This is a genomic window from Microbacterium keratanolyticum (assembly GCF_016907255.1).
Lineage (GTDB): Bacteria > Actinomycetota > Actinomycetes > Actinomycetales > Microbacteriaceae > Microbacterium > Microbacterium keratanolyticum.
Map to the genome: position 1 here is coordinate 1,177,351 of NZ_JAFBBQ010000001.1, position 15,931 is coordinate 1,193,281.

The 15,931-nt window shown below is 68.4% G+C and carries 14 protein-coding genes; 5 read left to right on the forward strand and 9 right to left on the reverse strand.

Going from position 1 to position 15,931, the window contains the following annotated elements:
- Positions 1-64: 64 nt before the first annotated feature.
- Positions 65-664, forward strand: coding sequence for a zinc-binding alcohol dehydrogenase (locus tag JOD62_RS05595; RefSeq protein ID WP_204938332.1), 600 nt, complete (start codon positions 65-67; stop codon positions 662-664).
- Positions 665-705: 41 nt separating this feature from the next.
- On the opposite strand, the gene JOD62_RS05600 is transcribed toward JOD62_RS05595, so the two are convergent.
- From JOD62_RS05600 to JOD62_RS05620, 5 genes are all read right to left on the reverse strand, one after another.
- Positions 706-1,038 (reverse strand): potassium transporter Trk, encoded by a 333-nt coding sequence (locus JOD62_RS05600; protein ID WP_204938333.1) that lies wholly within the window; start codon positions 1,036-1,038, stop codon positions 706-708.
- Between the two features lie 47 nt (positions 1,039-1,085).
- Complete coding sequence (locus JOD62_RS05605; RefSeq protein WP_204938334.1) at positions 1,086-1,454, reverse strand: sterol carrier family protein; 369 nt, start codon at positions 1,452-1,454, stop codon at positions 1,086-1,088.
- A gap of 125 nt (positions 1,455-1,579) precedes the next feature.
- On the reverse strand, positions 1,580-2,485 hold the full coding sequence (locus JOD62_RS05610) for a glycine betaine ABC transporter substrate-binding protein (RefSeq protein ID WP_204938335.1): 906 nt from the start codon (positions 2,483-2,485) through the stop codon (positions 1,580-1,582).
- Positions 2,486-2,594: 109 nt separating this feature from the next.
- Positions 2,595-3,503: an ABC transporter permease gene (locus JOD62_RS05615; protein ID WP_204938336.1), complete on the reverse strand. Its 909-nt coding sequence runs from the start codon at positions 3,501-3,503 to the stop codon at positions 2,595-2,597.
- Positions 3,500-4,774 (reverse strand): quaternary amine ABC transporter ATP-binding protein, encoded by a 1,275-nt coding sequence (locus tag JOD62_RS05620; protein ID WP_204938337.1) that lies wholly within the window; start codon positions 4,772-4,774, stop codon positions 3,500-3,502. The genes JOD62_RS05615 and JOD62_RS05620 overlap by 4 nt, the downstream gene beginning before the upstream one ends.
- 287 nt (positions 4,775-5,061) lie before the next feature.
- On the opposite strand from JOD62_RS05620, the gene JOD62_RS05625 reads away from it, so the two are divergent.
- From JOD62_RS05625 to purD, 3 genes are read left to right on the forward strand one after another with little or no spacing between them, the layout of a single operon-like run.
- Entirely contained in the window at positions 5,062-6,165 is a 1,104-nt protein-coding gene (locus tag JOD62_RS05625) for an LOG family protein (RefSeq protein ID WP_239526565.1), read from the forward strand.
- Between the two features lie 10 nt (positions 6,166-6,175).
- A complete protein-coding gene (locus tag JOD62_RS05630; RefSeq protein WP_204938338.1) occupies positions 6,176-6,844 on the forward strand; it encodes an NUDIX hydrolase in 669 nt (222 codons plus the stop codon).
- 40 nt (positions 6,845-6,884) lie between these two features.
- Complete coding sequence (gene purD / locus JOD62_RS05635) at positions 6,885-8,162, forward strand: phosphoribosylamine--glycine ligase (RefSeq protein ID WP_204938339.1); 1,278 nt, start codon at positions 6,885-6,887, stop codon at positions 8,160-8,162.
- A gap of 14 nt (positions 8,163-8,176) precedes the next feature.
- Here purD and JOD62_RS05640 read toward each other — a convergent pair whose 3' ends face one another.
- From JOD62_RS05640 to JOD62_RS05650, 3 genes are all read right to left on the reverse strand, one after another.
- A complete protein-coding gene (locus tag JOD62_RS05640; protein ID WP_204938340.1) occupies positions 8,177-10,069 on the reverse strand; it encodes a heavy metal translocating P-type ATPase in 1,893 nt (630 codons plus the stop codon).
- Between the two features lie 22 nt (positions 10,070-10,091).
- On the reverse strand, positions 10,092-11,630 hold the full coding sequence (locus JOD62_RS05645; RefSeq protein WP_204938341.1) for an APC family permease: 1,539 nt from the start codon (positions 11,628-11,630) through the stop codon (positions 10,092-10,094).
- A 65-nt stretch (positions 11,631-11,695) separates the two neighbouring features.
- The gene (locus JOD62_RS05650; RefSeq protein ID WP_271171459.1) at positions 11,696-13,195 is read right to left on the reverse strand and encodes a DHA2 family efflux MFS transporter permease subunit; all 1,500 of its coding nucleotides are present in this window, start codon (positions 13,193-13,195) and stop codon (positions 11,696-11,698) included.
- A gap of 135 nt (positions 13,196-13,330) precedes the next feature.
- Between JOD62_RS05650 and JOD62_RS05655 the strand changes: the two genes are divergently transcribed.
- A complete protein-coding gene (locus JOD62_RS05655) occupies positions 13,331-14,194 on the forward strand; it encodes a phosphoribosylaminoimidazolesuccinocarboxamide synthase (protein WP_204938342.1) in 864 nt (287 codons plus the stop codon).
- Here JOD62_RS05655 and JOD62_RS05660 read toward each other — a convergent pair.
- Complete coding sequence (locus JOD62_RS05660; RefSeq protein ID WP_204940072.1) at positions 14,184-15,860, reverse strand: FAD-dependent oxidoreductase; 1,677 nt, start codon at positions 15,858-15,860, stop codon at positions 14,184-14,186. The genes JOD62_RS05655 and JOD62_RS05660 overlap by 11 nt on opposite strands.
- Between the last annotated feature and the right edge of the window lie 71 nt (positions 15,861-15,931).

Below are 15,931 nucleotides of genomic sequence, written 5' to 3' on the forward strand. Positions count from 1 at the left end.
CCAGAACAGCACCCGAAGCATCCACCCCTCGCCCCAGCCGCGCCCGCCTCCTACGATGGTGCACATGGGCGAGAAGCCGCAGTGGCTCGTACGCGAAGACGCCGGCGTTCCGGTGCTTCTGGCGCTCGCCCTGCGCCAGAAACTGGGCATCCGCGAGCCGCTTGACCTGCCAGCCCTGCGCGACCTGCCCGTCCGGTCCCCGGACGCGCCGGAGACCACTGTCGCGCTGGAGCACCAATGGCGGGCGTTCTGGGAGATGACGGTCGAACCGCGCGCGCACCGCGCCCCCGGACCGTTGGAGCTCGTCGACGGCTTCGACACGCTCGTCGCGCTGCCCGCGACGGGCGCGGAAGAGCTGCGCGCCGCGATCATCCCGCACGCCGACTCCGCGCTGCGCTACGCCCGCGAGACGCAGGCCCGCTATACCCGCACCGTCGGGCATGAGAGCAACGCCTACCGCGCCTACGCCTCAGCGATCGCGGAGTTCGAGCGTGAAGTCGGTCGCCGCGCGCATTCGTTCGAGCTCAACGTGCACGTCCTGCCGTTCACGCAGCGCGGCCTCTGGTGGATCGGCTCGCTCAGCGTCGCCGTCACCGACGGCATGCGCCGCGACGTCGTTGCCTTCGATCAGGCGATCCGGCCGGTCATCAGCCAGTTGGCGTAAGTCACGCGACGGCGGATGCCCCGTGGCATCCGCTCTTTCGCTCAGTCTTCGTCGCGGGCGGTGACAATCGTCTCGTGGTCGACGCGCACGATGCGGTCGTGGCGACGCGCGAGCCGCTCGAGAACCACGCCGACGAGGCCACCGAGAGCGATGCCGATCGGGGCCGTCCACAGGAGCACGAATCCGAACACCTGGGTCGGCGGGTAGACGACGTTGAGCACCTCCGACGGCTGCTGGCTGCCGGACAGCGCGATGATTGCCGCGACCAGCACACCCAGCACACCACCGACGGCCATCAGCACGCCGTAGCGCGGCACGCGACGGACACGCGCTTCGACGATCTCGTCGCGGGAGGTGGGGTGCTCAGCAGACATGGCTCTATTGTCCCACCCCTGCCTATGCCCGCGCACAGGGTCGTCGCCTACGGACGCAGCGGCAGCAGGTCCGCGAGATGCGCGCGGATGCCGGAGGCGTGCACCCGACCGGACGCCGCGGCGGCGTCCCAGGTCTCCGTTCCCGTGGCCACGGCGATCCACGTCGCCGCATCCATCTCGATCACATTCGGCGGAGTACCGCGCGTGTGCTTCGGACCCTGCACGACCTGCACGGCACCGAACGGCGGAACCCGCACCTCGACACTGTTGCCCGGCGCCTTCTCATCCAGCAGCTGCAGCAGGTAGCGGACCGCGGTGCCGTACTCGCTGCGCGGGGGCTTCCCCCCGGCGGCGAGCGCATCCTGCGTCGCCGTCAGCGCTGCGCGCCCGAGCGCGGTATCGATCTTCTTCGCCACGGCTTCAGCCTAGGCGCGTGCGGTCGCGTCGCAACATCCGCCTGCAGCCCCAGAGCCGGACGGGGGCCGCGGCACGCAGCCACGACCCCCTCGCGCACACGACACCTGCCGTGTCGCCGCTCTCCCTACGACGCCGTGAGGCTGTCGACGTAGTCCTTGTTCTCGTCCATCCAGGTCCGGACGATCTCGGTGTAGTCCGTCACGGTCTCGTCGGTGTTGTACATGACGTTCTCAAGCGAGAACAGCAAGTCCGAGCTGAGCGTGAAGTCCTTCAACCAGCCGTTGACCTCGGCAAAGTCATCGGCGAACCCGGTGCGCGTCACGGTGTGGATCGACTCGGCAGCCCCCAGGGTGCCCTCCGGGTCGGCCAGGTCCTTGATGTCGAAGGCGTCATAGGCCCAGTGCGGACGCCACAGTGTCACGGCGATGTTCTTGCCGCTGTCGAGCGCCTTGCTGAGCTCCGCGAGCATCGCGGGCGTGGACGACGTGATGTAGTCCATGCCATCGAGCTTGTAGGTGGGGATCACCTCGTTCTGCGTCGCCTCAGTAAGGCCGGCGCCGGGCTCGATGCCGATGAGGCGGTTGTCGAACGCCTCGGCGTTGGCGGCGAGATCCGCGAGCGAGTCGACGGGGGCGTCCGCGTTGACCGCGATCGTGAGCTTGGCGTCTTCGTTCCATGCTCCGAGGTCGACGATGTCGTCTCCGTACTGCTCGAAGTAGGAGGCGTGCGTCGTCGGTAGCCAGCCGTCCAGCGCGAGGTCGTAGTCGCCCTTGGCGAGACCGGCGAAGACGGGGCCCGCATCGGCGTACTCGAGGGTGACGTTGTAGCCCTTGTCCTCGAGCGCGATCTTCCACAGGTACGAGGCTGCTTCGCCTTCGGGCCAGCCGTTGAAGACACCGATCGTGATGTCCTTGGATGCCTCGCCTGAGGCATCGGAACCGGATGCATCCGTGCCTCCGGCGCATCCGGCGAGGGCAAGAGTCGCTGCTGCTCCCAGCGCAAGGGCGCTGATGAGGTGTCGCTTCTTCATGGTGTTTCCTTTCCTCCTGCGTGCTGTGTCGCAGGTGTTGGGGATGCCCGCGGTCTACCGCGAGCCGTCGGTGCGCACGCGCACCTCGGTCTTGATGAATCGGGTCGGCTCAGGCCGGGACGGGTGCGGATGCCTCGGCAGGTGCGGCCTTCGGCGCCGGAGCCTGCGCGGCCGGGCGTGCGGGGCGCTTGCGCGCTCGGCCGAAACCGCCGGTGACACGGTCGAGGATCATCGCGATGATCACGACGGAGAGTCCCGCTTCGAAGCCGAGTCCGATGTCGATGCGGCTGAGCGCCTGGATGATGTCCTTGCCGAGCCCCGGCGCGCCGACCATGCTCGCGATGACGACCATCGAGAGCGAGAGCATGATCACCTGGTTGACGCCGGCCATGATCGACGGCATCGCCAACGGCAGCTGGATCTGCCGCAGAATACGACCGGGGGTGGCGCCGAAGGCGTGCCCTGCCTCGACGACCTCCGCGTCGACGCCGCGGATGCCGAGCTCGGTCAGACGCACTCCGGGTGCGACGGCGAAGAGGATCGTCGCCACGATTCCGGGCACGACGCCGACGCTGAACAGGAAGATCGCGGGAATCAGGTAGACGAAGGCGGGCATCGTCTGCAGGAAGTCGAGCACGGGTCGGACGACGGCTGACACGCGCGCCGACCGCGACGCCCAGATGCCCACGGGAATCGCGATGAGGATCGCGATGAATGCCGCCACCAGGGTGAGCGCGAGCGTCTGCATCGCCTTCTCCCACTGGTCGACGCCGACGATCACGACGAGGCCGATCGCTGCGCCGAGGGCGAGCTTCCATCCCTTGGCCCAGAACGAGAGGGCGACGATCACGAGGATGATCACCCAGAACGGCGGCGTCGTGAGCACCCAGGCGACTCCGTCGTAGAAGCCGGTGAAGATCGTCGCGATGACGTCGAAGAAGAGGCCGAGCGTGTCGGTCACCCAGCCGATGAAGGCCTTCGCCCAATCACCGAGCGGAATGCGGAATCCGTCGATCATGCGAGGCTCCCTTCGCTCGCCGCATCCACGAGCGGGGTGAACTGCGCCACCATCTCGATCGGCGTCTGGATGATCGGCATCTCGCGCGTCGTCGGAGAGACGTTGCCGAGCGCAGCGAGCAGCGTCACGCGGGGTATCACGCCGATGAGCCGACGGTTCTCATCGACCACGGCCAGTGGGACGGGCGTCTCGACGGCGCGCTCGACGATGTCGGTGAGCAGATCGTCGGGACCGACGGTCAGCACCGACGCATCCACGATCGAACGCAGATCGGTCGTCCCTGCCTTGACCGCGCGGATCACGGCGCGGTCGGTGACGACGCCGACGAGGCGCCGGTTCTCGACGGCGAACACGGCGCTGGCCTGCTGCTCGCGCAGCGTCCGCAGGGCGCCGCGGACTCCGGCGCTCACGGGGGTCGTGAGGTGCGGTGGCTCCATGACGGCGCTCGCGGTGAGCACTCGCGTGCGGTCGACGTCCTGCACGAACTGCGCGACGTAGTCATTCGCGGGGTCGGTGAGGATCTCCTCGGGCGTGCCCTGCTGCACGATGCGTCCGTCGCGCATGACGGCGATGCGATCGCCCAGGAACATGGCCTCGTTGAGGTCGTGCGTGATGAAGATGATGGTGCGGCCGAGCTCCTGCTGCAGCTCGATCAGCTGCTCCTGCATCTCACGACGGATCAGCGGATCGAGGGCGGAGAAGGCCTCATCCATGAGAAGGATGTCGGTGCCGGCGGTCAGCGCGCGGGCGAGGCCGACACGCTGGCGCATGCCGCCGGAGAGTTCGTCGGGGTAGGCATCCGCCCGGTCGCCCAGGCCCACGCGCTCGAGAATCTCGCGTGCCTGCGCAAGCCGTGTGGCTTTCGCGACGCCCTGGATCTCCAGCGCGTACGCGGCGTTGTCCAGCACGGTGCGGTGCGGCAGCAGGGCGAAGTGCTGGAAGACCATCGACACAGATTGACGACGGATGCCGCGCAACTCCCCCGCCGACGCGGCTGTGACACTGTGGCCCTGCACGACGACATCGCCGTCGGTGGGGGTCAGCAGGCCGTTGAGCATGCGGATGATGGTGGACTTGCCGGAACCGGACAGGCCCATGATCACGAAGATCTCACCGCGGTTGACGGTGAAACTCGCGTCGATCACAGCCGCTGTTCCGGCGTCTGCGACTTCGGAACGGCTCTGGCCGGCCTTGAGCCGGCGGACAGCCTGGTTCGGGTTCTTTCCGAAGACTTTGTAGAGATGGCGCGCTTGTAGTGCGATTTCGGACACGTTTCCCCCGCGGCCCACCGTGATTTCGGGTAGCGGGAGCCGCTTCGGTTACGCCCGGGTGATGATTCCAAGGCCGCTTCGACAAGACTGTGCTGACGGCTCGGGCAGCGGATTTCGGATCCGCTACGGAGAACATCGACCGTACGCTCGCGCCTCTTCGTGCACAGCTGAATCGAAAGAAGGACGCGACCGCGGACTGGTCTGCAGGGCCGGAGCCCTGCCTTTCACGTTATCGGCACGACTGCAACGGAGCCAAACTCGCCCGTGTTCGCCCCTAGGGTCGAGGCATGAGAAGAACCCGCGGCGGCGTGATCGATGTGGACTCCCTCGACGACCTGGAACGGCGAGTCCGATGTGGCGCGGAGTCGATGGCGGGCTGGCATCTGCGGGCCCTGGATCTGACGGTGCAGCGCGAGCCCCTGCGGACGCTCGACGTCGCCGGTGCGCTGTTCCTCGGCTGCACGATGCTGCCCGCCGACGAGGAGTCGGTGCGGGCGCGCGGGGCCGTCGTCTTCCCTGCGGTTCCGGATGCGCCCGTCGATGCCTACCGCACGATCCTCTACACACCCGAGGAGCTCTTCGGCGATGCCGGCTACGCACACAGCCTGGACGCGCGCACCTACGCCTGGTCGCAGGACCGCCACGCCCGTGAGGGCACGCTCGCCCAGGCACTGCATGACTACAGCATCGGCGAGGCACTGAACACCTGGGTGCAGGGACGTCGACTCGTGGGTGTCATGGGCGGGCACGGAGCACAGCGCAGCGACGCCGGATATGCGGATGGCGTCGCGCTGGGCGGACTGCTCGGCCAGACCTTGACGGTCGCGACCGGCGGCGGTCCCGGCACGATGGAGGCGGTCAATCTGGGGGCCTGGCTGAGCCGTGAGGGGACGGATGCTGCCGCGGAGGCGATCGCAATGCTCGCGCCCGTGCCGAGCTTCACCCCCGACATCGGCGCGTGGGCGGATGCCGCTTTCGCTGTGCGGGAGCGCTTCGGGCGCGGATCGGATTCGCTCGGCATCCCGACCTGGCACTACGGCCATGAGCCTCCCAACGCCTTCGCGAACGCGATCGCCAAGTACTTCCACAACGCGCAGCGCGAGGCGATCCTGCTCGAGCTGTGCCAGGCGGGCATCGTCTTCCTGCCCGGGGCGGGCGGCACGGTGCAGGAGATCTTCCAGGATGCCTGCGAGAACTACTACGCCGATGAGTCGTCGATCGCGCCGATGGTGCTTGTCGGGCAGAGGTACTGGACCGAGCACCTCCCGGCGTGGCCGTTGCTGCAGGCGCTGGCGAAGGGCCGCCCCATGGAGAAGCACGTGCATCTCGTCGATTCCGTGCACGAGGCGGCGGCACTCGTGACCGAGACCTCCCCCACCACGGCGGCGTAGGCTCAGAGCGATGAGCGTCACACCGCGAGGAGCACGGGCAGAGCTGCTCGCTGCCGCTCGTGCGCTCTCGTGGAGCACATCGTTCCCCCCGCTCTTCGATGCAGAGGGCGCGAAGCCCGCGTCCGTCCTCGTCCTGTTCGGCGTGCTCGATGACATCCCCGCGACGACCCGCGAGGCATCCGTCGCCCGCGACCTCGACGTGCTGCTCCAGCGCCGCGCACCCACCCTCTCCTCACATGCGGGCCAGGTGTCGTTCCCGGGTGGTCGCGCCGAGGACGCCGATGCGGATGCCGCCGCCACCGCCCTGCGCGAAGCGGAGGAGGAGACCGGGCTCGACCCGCACGGCGTCGAAGTGCTCGCGATGCTCCCGGAGGTGCCCCTCGCGGTGAGCAATCACCGCGTGACGCCCGTGCTCGCCTGGTGGACGTCTCCTTCCCGTGTCGCCGCGGTCGATCACGCCGAGACGGTCGAAGTGTTCCGCGTCCCGGTGGCGAAGCTGCTCGACCCCGCGAACCGGTACATGTCGGTGCGGCACTATGGCGCGCAGACGTTCCGCGCCCCGGCGTTCGAGGTCGACGGCACGATCGTGTGGGGCTTCACGGCGATGGTGCTGCATGCGATCTTCGACGCATCCGGTTGGACGATCCCCTGGAACGAACAGGACGAGCGGCCGGTCTGACGCCACGACACACGCGAGCCGCGCTCGGTAGTCTGGCTACGTGAAGATTCTCGTTCTCGGTTCCGGTGCCCGCGAGCACGCCATCATCCTTGCGCTGCGTGCGGAAGAGGCGTCGCATGAGATCTTCGCAGCGCCCGGCAACGCCGGCATCGCGCAGGACGCGACCCTCGTCGACGTCAACATGCTCGATGGCAAGGCTGTCACCGCGTTCGCGAACGAGAACGCCATCGACCTGGTCGTCGTCGGCCCCGAGGCTCCGCTCGTCGCGGGGGTCGCCGACCCGCTGCGCGAGCGTGGCATCCCGGTCTTCGGTCCCGGCAAGACTGCGGCTCAGCTCGAGGGCTCGAAGGCGTACGCCAAGCGGATCATGGATGCCGCGGGTGTCCCGACCGGCCGCGCCGTGCGGGCCACTTCGACGGCTGAGGTCGAGGCCGCGTTCGAGGACTTCGGAGCGCCCTACGTCGTGAAGGCCGACGGGCTCGCCGCAGGCAAGGGCGTCATCGTCACGTCCGAGCGCGCGGACGCTCTCGCGCACGCCGAGCAGTACCTGCCGAACGGACCCGTGCTGGTCGAGGAGTTCCTCACCGGCCCGGAGGTCTCCCTCTTCTTCCTGAGCGACGGCGACACGGTGCGCGCGCTCAGCCCCGCACAGGACTTCAAGCGCGCGTTCGACGGCGACGCCGGCCCGAACACGGGCGGCATGGGCGCCTACTCGCCCCTGCCCTGGCTCTCGGAGCAGTTCGGCAGCGTCGAGGACTTCGTCGCCGAGGTGACGCGCGATGTCGCGCTCCCGGTCATCCGCCAGATGGACTCCGAAGGCACCCCCTTCATCGGCCTGCTCTACGCCGGCCTGATCCTGACGCCCGCCGGCGTGCGCGTGATCGAGTTCAACGCACGCTTCGGCGACCCGGAAACTCAGGTCGTGCTGCCGCGCCTGCAGACGCCACTGTCGCAGCTGCTGCTCGCCGCAGCATCCGGAAATCTGGAAGACCAGCCCGAGCCGGTCTTCAGCGACGATGTCGCGATCACGGTCGTCCTCGCGAGCGAGGGCTACCCCGAGGCTCCGCAGACCGGCCGTCAGATCGAGGGGCTGGCCGAAGCGGCTGCGGTTCCCGGCGTGCGCATCGTGCATGCGGCGACCGCAGGTCCGGATGCGCCGGGCGGCGCGCTCATCGCGACCGGTGGCCGCGTGCTCAGCGTCGTGGCGACCGGGCCCGACTTCCGCGAGGCCCGCGCCCGCGCCTATGAGGCCATCCGGCACATCTCGCTCGACGGCGCGCACTTCCGCCACGACATCGCGGCGCGCGTCGCCGAGTAGAACCCACTTGCCGCTCAGGGAGCGATGTTCACCCTGTTCTCGACCGAAGCAGGGTGAACGTCGCTCCTTGAAACCGTGGAGGGCCCGGTGAGGGCGCGCAGCGCGTAGAGGATCGTCGCGAGGTCGACGAGCTCCTGCGTGAACGCACCGACGACGGCCGGGATCACGCCCGTGGTGGCGATGAGCATGAGGCCGACACTGAGCACGATGCCGATCCAGATCGCCGTGTAGGCGACTCGCAGCGTGTGCCGCCCGATCGCCGCGGCGCCCACGACCGGAGCGAGCGAGTCCTTCAGCACGACGGCATCCGCGGCTTCGCCCGCCGCCGTCGATCCGCGTGCTCCCATAGCGATGCCGACGTCCGCCGCAGCGAGCACCGGGGCGTCGTTGACGCCGTCGCCCACCATCATCATCGGCCGGGGCGCCATCTCCGCGGCGAGCGCGACCTTCTCCGCGGGCAGAAGCTCCGCGTGCACCTCGGTCACGCCGAGCTCAGCGGCGACGGCGGATGCTGTGGCGTCGGCGTCTCCTGTGAGGATCGCGATGCGCTCGACGCCGTGGGCGCGGAGTGCGGTGATGACGTCCGCGGATTCGGGGCGCACGGCGTCCGCGAGCACGAGGGCTCCTGCGTAGCGCCCGTCGATCGCGACGTACGCCGCCAGCTGACCTGCCTGCAGGTCGGTGCGCGTGGCATCGGGGGCGAGCGCGGCGATGTAGGCGGGCTTGCCGACGACGACCGTGCGGCCGTCGATGTGCGCAGTGACGCCATTCGTCGCGATCTCCTCGGCGTGCGTCGCCGGGGCGAGAGTCAGCCCGCGTTCGACGGCCGCGCGTCGGATGCCCTGGGCGAGCACGTGACTGGAGTACTGCTCCGCGGATGCGGCGAGGAGCAGCAGCTCGTCCGCGTCGACGCCGACCGCGGGGCGCACCTCGACGAGCGCCGGACGGCCCTGTGTGAGTGTTCCCGTCTTGTCGAACGCCACGGAGCGGATGCGCGCGAGCTGCTCGAGCACCGCACCGCCCTTGACCACCAGCCCTTCCTTCGCGGTGCGGGAGAGCCCGCCGAGGAAGGCGACGGGGGCCGCGATCAGCAGCGGACACGGCGTCGCGAGCACCAGCACCTGGGCGAAGCGGACCGGGTCACCGGACACGGCCCACGCGATGCCGGCGATCGTGATCGACACGATCGTGAACGGCACGGCGAAGCGATCGGCCAGCCGCACGACCGGCGCCTTCGTCTGCTGCGCCTCATGCACGAGTGCGACGATCTGCTGGTACTGACTGTCGGCACTGCGACGAACCGTGCGGATCCGCACCGCTGCCGAGCCGTTCACCGCACCCGACATCACCTCATCGCCCGTCGTACGCGCCACGGGCACGCTCTCGCCCGTCAGCGACGATTCGTCGAAGCTCGCCTCGGCGCTGAGCAGCGTGCCGTCGACGGGCACGATCTCGGCCGGCCGCACCAGCAGCACGGTGCCGGGTTCCACTTCGTCGACCGGCACATCGCGTGTCTGCGTCTCTTCACCGTCGACCATCACATGCGCGGTCTGCGGCGACCTGTCCAGCAGTGCGGTGAGATCACGTGCGGCTCGACGCTGCGCGTAGTCTTCCAGGGCCTCCCCACCGGAGAGCATCAGCACGATCACGAGCGCGGCGATGTACTCGCCGACCGCCAGAGTCGCCACCATCGCGACGACCGCGAGGATGTCGAGACCGTAGTGGCCGCGCAGGATGTCGCGCAGCATCCCCCATGCGGTCCACGCGATGACCGCGCCGACCGCGATCGTCGCGGTCCAGCGCGCGGCATCCGACATCTTGGCGATCTCGAGGACGATCACCGCGGCGGTCGCCAGCAGCCCTCCGCTGAGCAGGGGATACCGACGCGCCAGAGCAAGGAGCTTCATATGCTCATGATGCCTCGGATGCTCAGATGCCGCCGTCGATCGACCGGATGAAATCGGCCGGGTCTTCCGGCACCATGACCTCGGTGTCGCGGTTGAGGCTCTCACCGGCGAAGAATCGCTTGGAGCGCGGGAAGAAGTACCAGATCACCATGAGCACGACACCGACGGCGAGCGACCCGATGCCGACGACGAAGGTGCCGCCGATGCCGAAGAGCACCGTGTACCCGTACTCGGGATCCCACATGTCGATCGCCGACTGCACGAAGGCGTAGGTGAGCATGAGCGCACCCAGCAGCGGCAGCAGGCCCTTCGTGACGAACGCCTTGCCCGAGGTGAACAGCTCGCGACGGAAGTACCAGACGCACGCGTAGCCGGTGATCGCATAGTAGAACGCGATCGCGAGGCCCAGCGAGAGGATCGAGTCCTGCAGGATGTTGTCGCTGATCAGCGTCATCCCGATGTAGTACAGCGAGGCGACGACCCCCATGACGAGCGTTGAGAACGACGGGGTCTTGTAGCGCGGGTGCACCTCCTTGAATCTCGCCGGCAGCGCGCGGTAGACGCCCATCGCCAGGGTGCCGCGCGCGGTCGGCAGGATCGTCGTCTGCGTCGACGACACCGCAGAGATGAGAACCGCGACCACGAGAACCCATCCGAACGGGCCGAGGAGGCCATCGCGGATCGCGAGGAAGAAGTCATCGGCATTCGCCTCGTTGCCGAGGCCCACGCCGTCTTCGCCGAGGCCGGCGTACATCATCGCCGCGACCGTGACGCCGACGTACGTCACGAGCAGCAGCACGCAGGTGAGCAGCGCCGCGGTGCCGGGGATGCGCTTGGGATCCTTCGTCTCCTCGTTCAGAGCGAGGCAGGTGTCCCAGCCCCAATAGATGAAGAGAGCCAGCAGGACGGCCTGCGTGAATCCGGACCACGACTCGAACGCGAACGGGTTGAGCCACTCCCACTCGAACGGCGTGGGGTTCGGCGCGCTGCCCGCGAAGAACTGCCAGAGCGCCGCGATGACGAAGACGGCGAGCGCGACGTATTGGATGCCGAGCAGCAGGTTCTGGATCTTCTCGCCGATCTCGACGCCGCGCCAGCTCACCCAGGTCATCGCCGCGATGAACACGACGGCCATCAGGATGATGCGCCAGTCGTTGTTCTCCAGGGACAGGCCGAAAAGGGCCCAGAAGTAGATGCTGGCGATCTGGGCGAGGTTGGCGAGCACGACCATGCCCGCGACCGCGACGCCCCATCCGCCCATCCAGCCGACCCAGGGTCCGAACGCCTTCGTGCCCCAGGTGAACGTCGTCCCGCAGTCGGGGATCTCCCGGTTGAGCTCCCGATAGGCGAACGCGATGAACAGCATCGGAACGAACGCGACGATGAACGCGATCGGCGCCTGGGCGCCGACGGCGAGCACGACCCAGCCGAGCGTTGCGACCAGCGAGTACACGGGCGCCGTCGAGGCGAGACCGATGACGGTCGAGCCCCACAGCCCCAACGTTCCTGCTGCCAGTCCCTTGCCGTCGGGTCGGCCGAGGTGGATCGGAGTGGTGGTCATTGCTGCTCCTGACACCGAGTGCCGCAGCCGATGCGACTCTGCATCGGAGGACACCTGGTGACGCGTCAGCCTATCGACGCGTCAGAGCGCTGTCTAGAGTCGTAGCGGCCGACGAAGAGCGCGGCGATGATCGCGATCACGAGCACCGAGGCGGGCAGCAGAATCGTCTGCGCCATACCCGCCGAGAAGCCGCCGACGATCTCCGGCGGCAGGGCGCCGCCCGAGCCCACGGAGCCGGATGCCTCGGAGAGACCGGGAAGGTTCGCCTCCAGCCGCGCCTGCATGAACGCCGCGATGGCTGCGGAGCCGATGACCGACCCCATTGTGCGCATGGTGTTGTAGATGCCCGAGCCTGCGCCTGCCATGGCCGGCGGGAGGTTGCGGGTCGCGGTCGTGGCGAGCGGACCCCACATGCCGGCGTTGCCGATGCCCATCAGCGCCGACGGCAGGAGGAACATCCAGATCGGGGTCTCCGGCGTCATGAGCGCGGCGTACCAGAGCAATGCGATGCCGTTCGCGAGCAGCCCCGGAATCAGGATGAAGCGCGGGTCGACGCGGTCGAGGAGCTGACCGGCGAACGGTGCCAGAACACCGGAGAGCACAGCCATCGGGATCAGCAGCATCGCCGACTGGGTCGGAGTGAGCCCTCGACCGAGCTGCAGGAAGAACATCATCGGCAGCGACATGCTCGTCACCGCGAACCCGACAGCGGCGACGCCGACCGTCGCCCCCGCGAAGTTGCGGTCACGGAAGAGCACGAGCGGCACGAGCGGCTCACTGCGTGTCCGGGCCTGCTGCGAGATGAACAGGGCCAGCAGCAGGATGCCGACGCCGATCATGCCCCACACCGTGATCGGGCCCCAGATGACACCCCAGTTGTGAGCTTCACCCTCCTGCAGGCCGAACACGATGAGGAAGAGCGCGACGGCGCTGAGGATCACGCCGAGCACGTCGAAGCGGTGCGGGTGCGTTTCGAGCTTCGGCACGAGGACCCAGGCCATGACGAACGCGATGACGCCGACGGGCAGGTTGACGAAGAAGATCCACTCCCAGCCGAGACCGTCGACGAGGATGCCTCCGAGCAGCGGTCCCACGAGGGTAGCGACGCCCGCCGTCGCACCCCACAGCCCCATCGCCGCGCCACGACGGGTCGGCGGGAAGGTGCGGGTGATCACGGCCATGGTCTGCGGGGTCATGCATGCCGCACCGAGGCCCTGCGCGGCACGAGCGGCGATCAGACCCTCGAGGGAGGTCGACAGCCCGCACCAGAGGGAGGCGAGCGTGAAGATCGCGAGCCCGACCAGGTAGATGTTCTTGGGCCCGAAGCGGTCGCCGAGACGCCCCGTGATCAGCAGCGGCACCGCGTAGGCGAGCAGGTAGGCGCTCGTGACCCACACGACGTTGTCGAGATTGTTCGTGTCGGGGTCGAGCGCGGCCTTGATCGCCGGGTTCGCGACCGACACGATCGTCGTGTCGACGAGGATCATGAAGAAGCCGATCACCAGCGCCCAGAGCGCGGGCCACGGGCTGTGCGCGGTCGAGTCCGCGCGTGCGTCAGAAGTCACGAGGCAACGCTACTCCCGCGACGGACGGGCCCCTCCCGTTCGAGGAACGATGTTCACCCTGTTTTCGGCGATTCGGGGGTGAACATCGCTCCTCCAAGGGTCAGAGGAGTCCGGCGCGGGTGGGAAGATGTTCGTGTGAGCGAAGCACTGAACATCCCCGGCTGGCGGCACACCTATTCGGGCAAGGTCCGTGATCTGTATGTGCCGGAAGACTCCGCCGACGCTCGACTGCTGGTGGTCGCATCCGACCGGGTGAGCGCGTTCGACTTCGTGCTGGAGCCTGGTATCCCCGAGAAGGGCGCGCTGCTCACGCACCTCAGCCGCTGGTGGTTCGCGCAGCTGGAGGACGTTCCGAACCACCTTGCCGAGGGCGAGATCCCGGATGTCGTCGCCGACCGCGCCATGCTCGCCATGTCGCTCGACATGCTCCCGGTGGAGTGCGTCGTTCGCGGGTACCTCACCGGATCCGGATGGCTGGAGTATCAGGCATCCGGAACCGTCTGCGGCATCCCTCTCCCCGCGGGTCTGACCGACGGCGACCGCCTGCCCGAGCCGCTGTTCACCCCCGCCTACAAGGCGCCGATGGGTGAGCACGACGAGAACATCTCCTTCGAGAAGACGGTCGAGTTGGTCGGCGCCGAGCGTGCGGCCCAGCTGCGCGACGCGTCGCTGGCGATCTACACGCGCGCCGCCGCGATCGCCGAGGCGAAGGGGCTCATCCTCGCCGACACGAAGTTCGAGTTCGGTCTCGACAGCGATGGCGTGCTGCGCCTGGCCGATGAGGTGCTCACGAGCGACTCATCGCGCTACTGGGATGCTGCGGCGTGGGCGACGGGCACGACGCCCGCCGAGCGCATGGCCTCCTTCGACAAGCAGATCGTGCGCAACTGGCTCGCCGCGCACTGGGACAAGCAGGGCACGCCTCCGGTGCTGCCCGACGAGATCGTCGCACAGACGGCGGCACGCTACCGCGAACTGATCGAACGCCTCACGGCGTAAGAACGGGCTCGCGCATGGCGGTGCCGGCACGCCAGGTGAGGTAGCCACCGTCGAGGTTGCGGGCATCGCGCCCCAGCTGACGCAGGATGCGCACGGCGGTGTGACCGCGCTGTCCGACCTGGCAGTGCACGATGAGCTCGCCCTCGGGCAGCTCAGCGATGCGCGAGCGCAGGTCGTCGACCGAGATGTTCAGGCTGCCCGGGATGCCCCCGCGCTCGTACTCGCTGGCGGAGCGCACGTCGATCACCGACGCGCCGGCGTCACGCGCAGCATCCAGCTCATGCCATTGGATGCTGTCGGTCGTGCCGCTCGCATGGTTGTCGGCGATGTACCCGAGCATGTTGATCGGGTCTTTCGCGGATCCGTACTGGGGCGCGTAGGCGAGTTCGAGCCGTGCGAGCTGCGAGGCCGTGAGACCGGCCTGCATGGCCGTCGCGATGACGTCGATGCGCTTGTCTGCTCCCGCTCGGCCGATCACCTGCGCTCCGAGGATGAGGTCAGTGTCGGGGTCGACGAGCAGCTTCATCGTGAGGCGCTCAGCACCCGGGTAGTAGGCGGCGTGGTCGACCGGGTGTGCATGGATGACGCGGTGCGGCCATCCTGCGTCGCGCAGGCGCTTCTCGCTCCAGCCGGTCATCGCGACGGCGAGCCCGAAGACGCCGACGATCGCGGTGCCCGTTGCGGGCGTCGCATCCTGTGGCCGCTCATCGAGCAGCCCCGACTCCCAGGCGATCACGTCAGCGATCGTGCGGCCGTGCCGGTTGGCGAGGCCCGCCATCGTGACGAGCGTGGGCTCCTCAGAGACCTGGTCGATCTTCTCCACAGCGTCGCCGACGGCGAAGATGCGCGGGTCGCTGGTGCGCTGATGCCCATCGACGGCGATACCGCCGGTGGGGCCGAGCCGCAGACCACTGGCCGCAGCGACGGATGCTGCGGGCTGTACACCGCGCGCATCGATGACGAGGTCGGCGGCGAGCGTCGTGCCGTCGTCGAGGTGCACGCCGTCGGCATCGATTGCCGTGACGGTGGTGCGAGTGCGCAGATCGACGTCCTCGCTGCGAAGCGTGTCGACGACGACGCTGGCCATCTCGGGATCGAGCGGGCTGAGCGGATGTGCGCCGTGCTGCACGAGCGTGACCGCGAGTCCGCGGTGGGCGAGGTTCTCGACCGCCTCAAGGCCGATGAATCCGCCGCCGACGACGACCGCGCGACCGGTGCCGGTGAGTCCGTCGAGCGCAGCCGTGATGCGGTCGACGTCGTCGATCGTGCGCAGCGTCGCGACAGGGGCCGCACCGTCGACCTGCGGGTAGATCTCCCGCGAACTTGCACCCGTCGCGAGGATTAGTGCGTCGTAGTGCTCGACGGTGTCGATGCCTGTGCGCAGGTCACGGACCGTGACGGTCTGGGCTTCGCGATCGATCGCCGTGACCTCGTGGCCGACGCGCACGTCGAGGGCGAAGCGCGCCCTCAGCGACTGCGGCGTCTGCAACAGCAGCGACTCGCGCTCGGGGATCACGCCGCCGACGTAGTAGGGCAGGCCGCAGTTCGCGAAGCTGACATAGTCGCCACGTTCGATCACGATGATCTCGGCGTTCTCGTCGAGACGACGAAGGCGGGTGGCGGCCGACATCCCTCCGGCGACACCACCGACGATGATCACGCGCATGCTCTTGCTCACTGTTGCGACTCCTCTTCCGGGTGGAACTCGAGCCTAACAGATACCCCTGGGGGTATCTT

Bases quoted from the DNA above. Each gene is read 5' to 3' on its own strand.
- JOD62_RS05600 (WP_204938333.1), bottom strand. From the start codon at position 1,038: ATGTCTGCTGAGCACCCCACCTCCCGCGACGAGATCGTCGAAGCGCGT.
- JOD62_RS05630 (WP_204938338.1), top strand. From the start codon at position 6,176: ATGAGCGTCACACCGCGAGGAGCACGGGCAGAGCTGCTCGCTGCCGCT.
- JOD62_RS05595 (WP_204938332.1), top strand. From the start codon at position 65: ATGGGCGAGAAGCCGCAGTGGCTCGTACGCGAAGACGCCGGCGTTCCG.
- JOD62_RS05660 (WP_204940072.1), bottom strand. From the start codon at position 15,860: ATGCGCGTGATCATCGTCGGTGGTGTCGCCGGAGGGATGTCGGCCGCC.
- JOD62_RS05615 (WP_204938336.1), bottom strand. From the start codon at position 3,503: ATGATCGACGGATTCCGCATTCCGCTCGGTGATTGGGCGAAGGCCTTC.
- JOD62_RS05610 (WP_204938335.1), bottom strand. From the start codon at position 2,485: ATGAAGAAGCGACACCTCATCAGCGCCCTTGCGCTGGGAGCAGCAGCG.
- JOD62_RS05645 (WP_204938341.1), bottom strand. From the start codon at position 11,630: ATGACCACCACTCCGATCCACCTCGGCCGACCCGACGGCAAGGGACTG.
- JOD62_RS05640 (WP_204938340.1), bottom strand. From the start codon at position 10,069: ATGAAGCTCCTTGCTCTGGCGCGTCGGTATCCCCTGCTCAGCGGAGGG.
- JOD62_RS05625 (WP_239526565.1), top strand. From the start codon at position 5,062: ATGAGAAGAACCCGCGGCGGCGTGATCGATGTGGACTCCCTCGACGAC.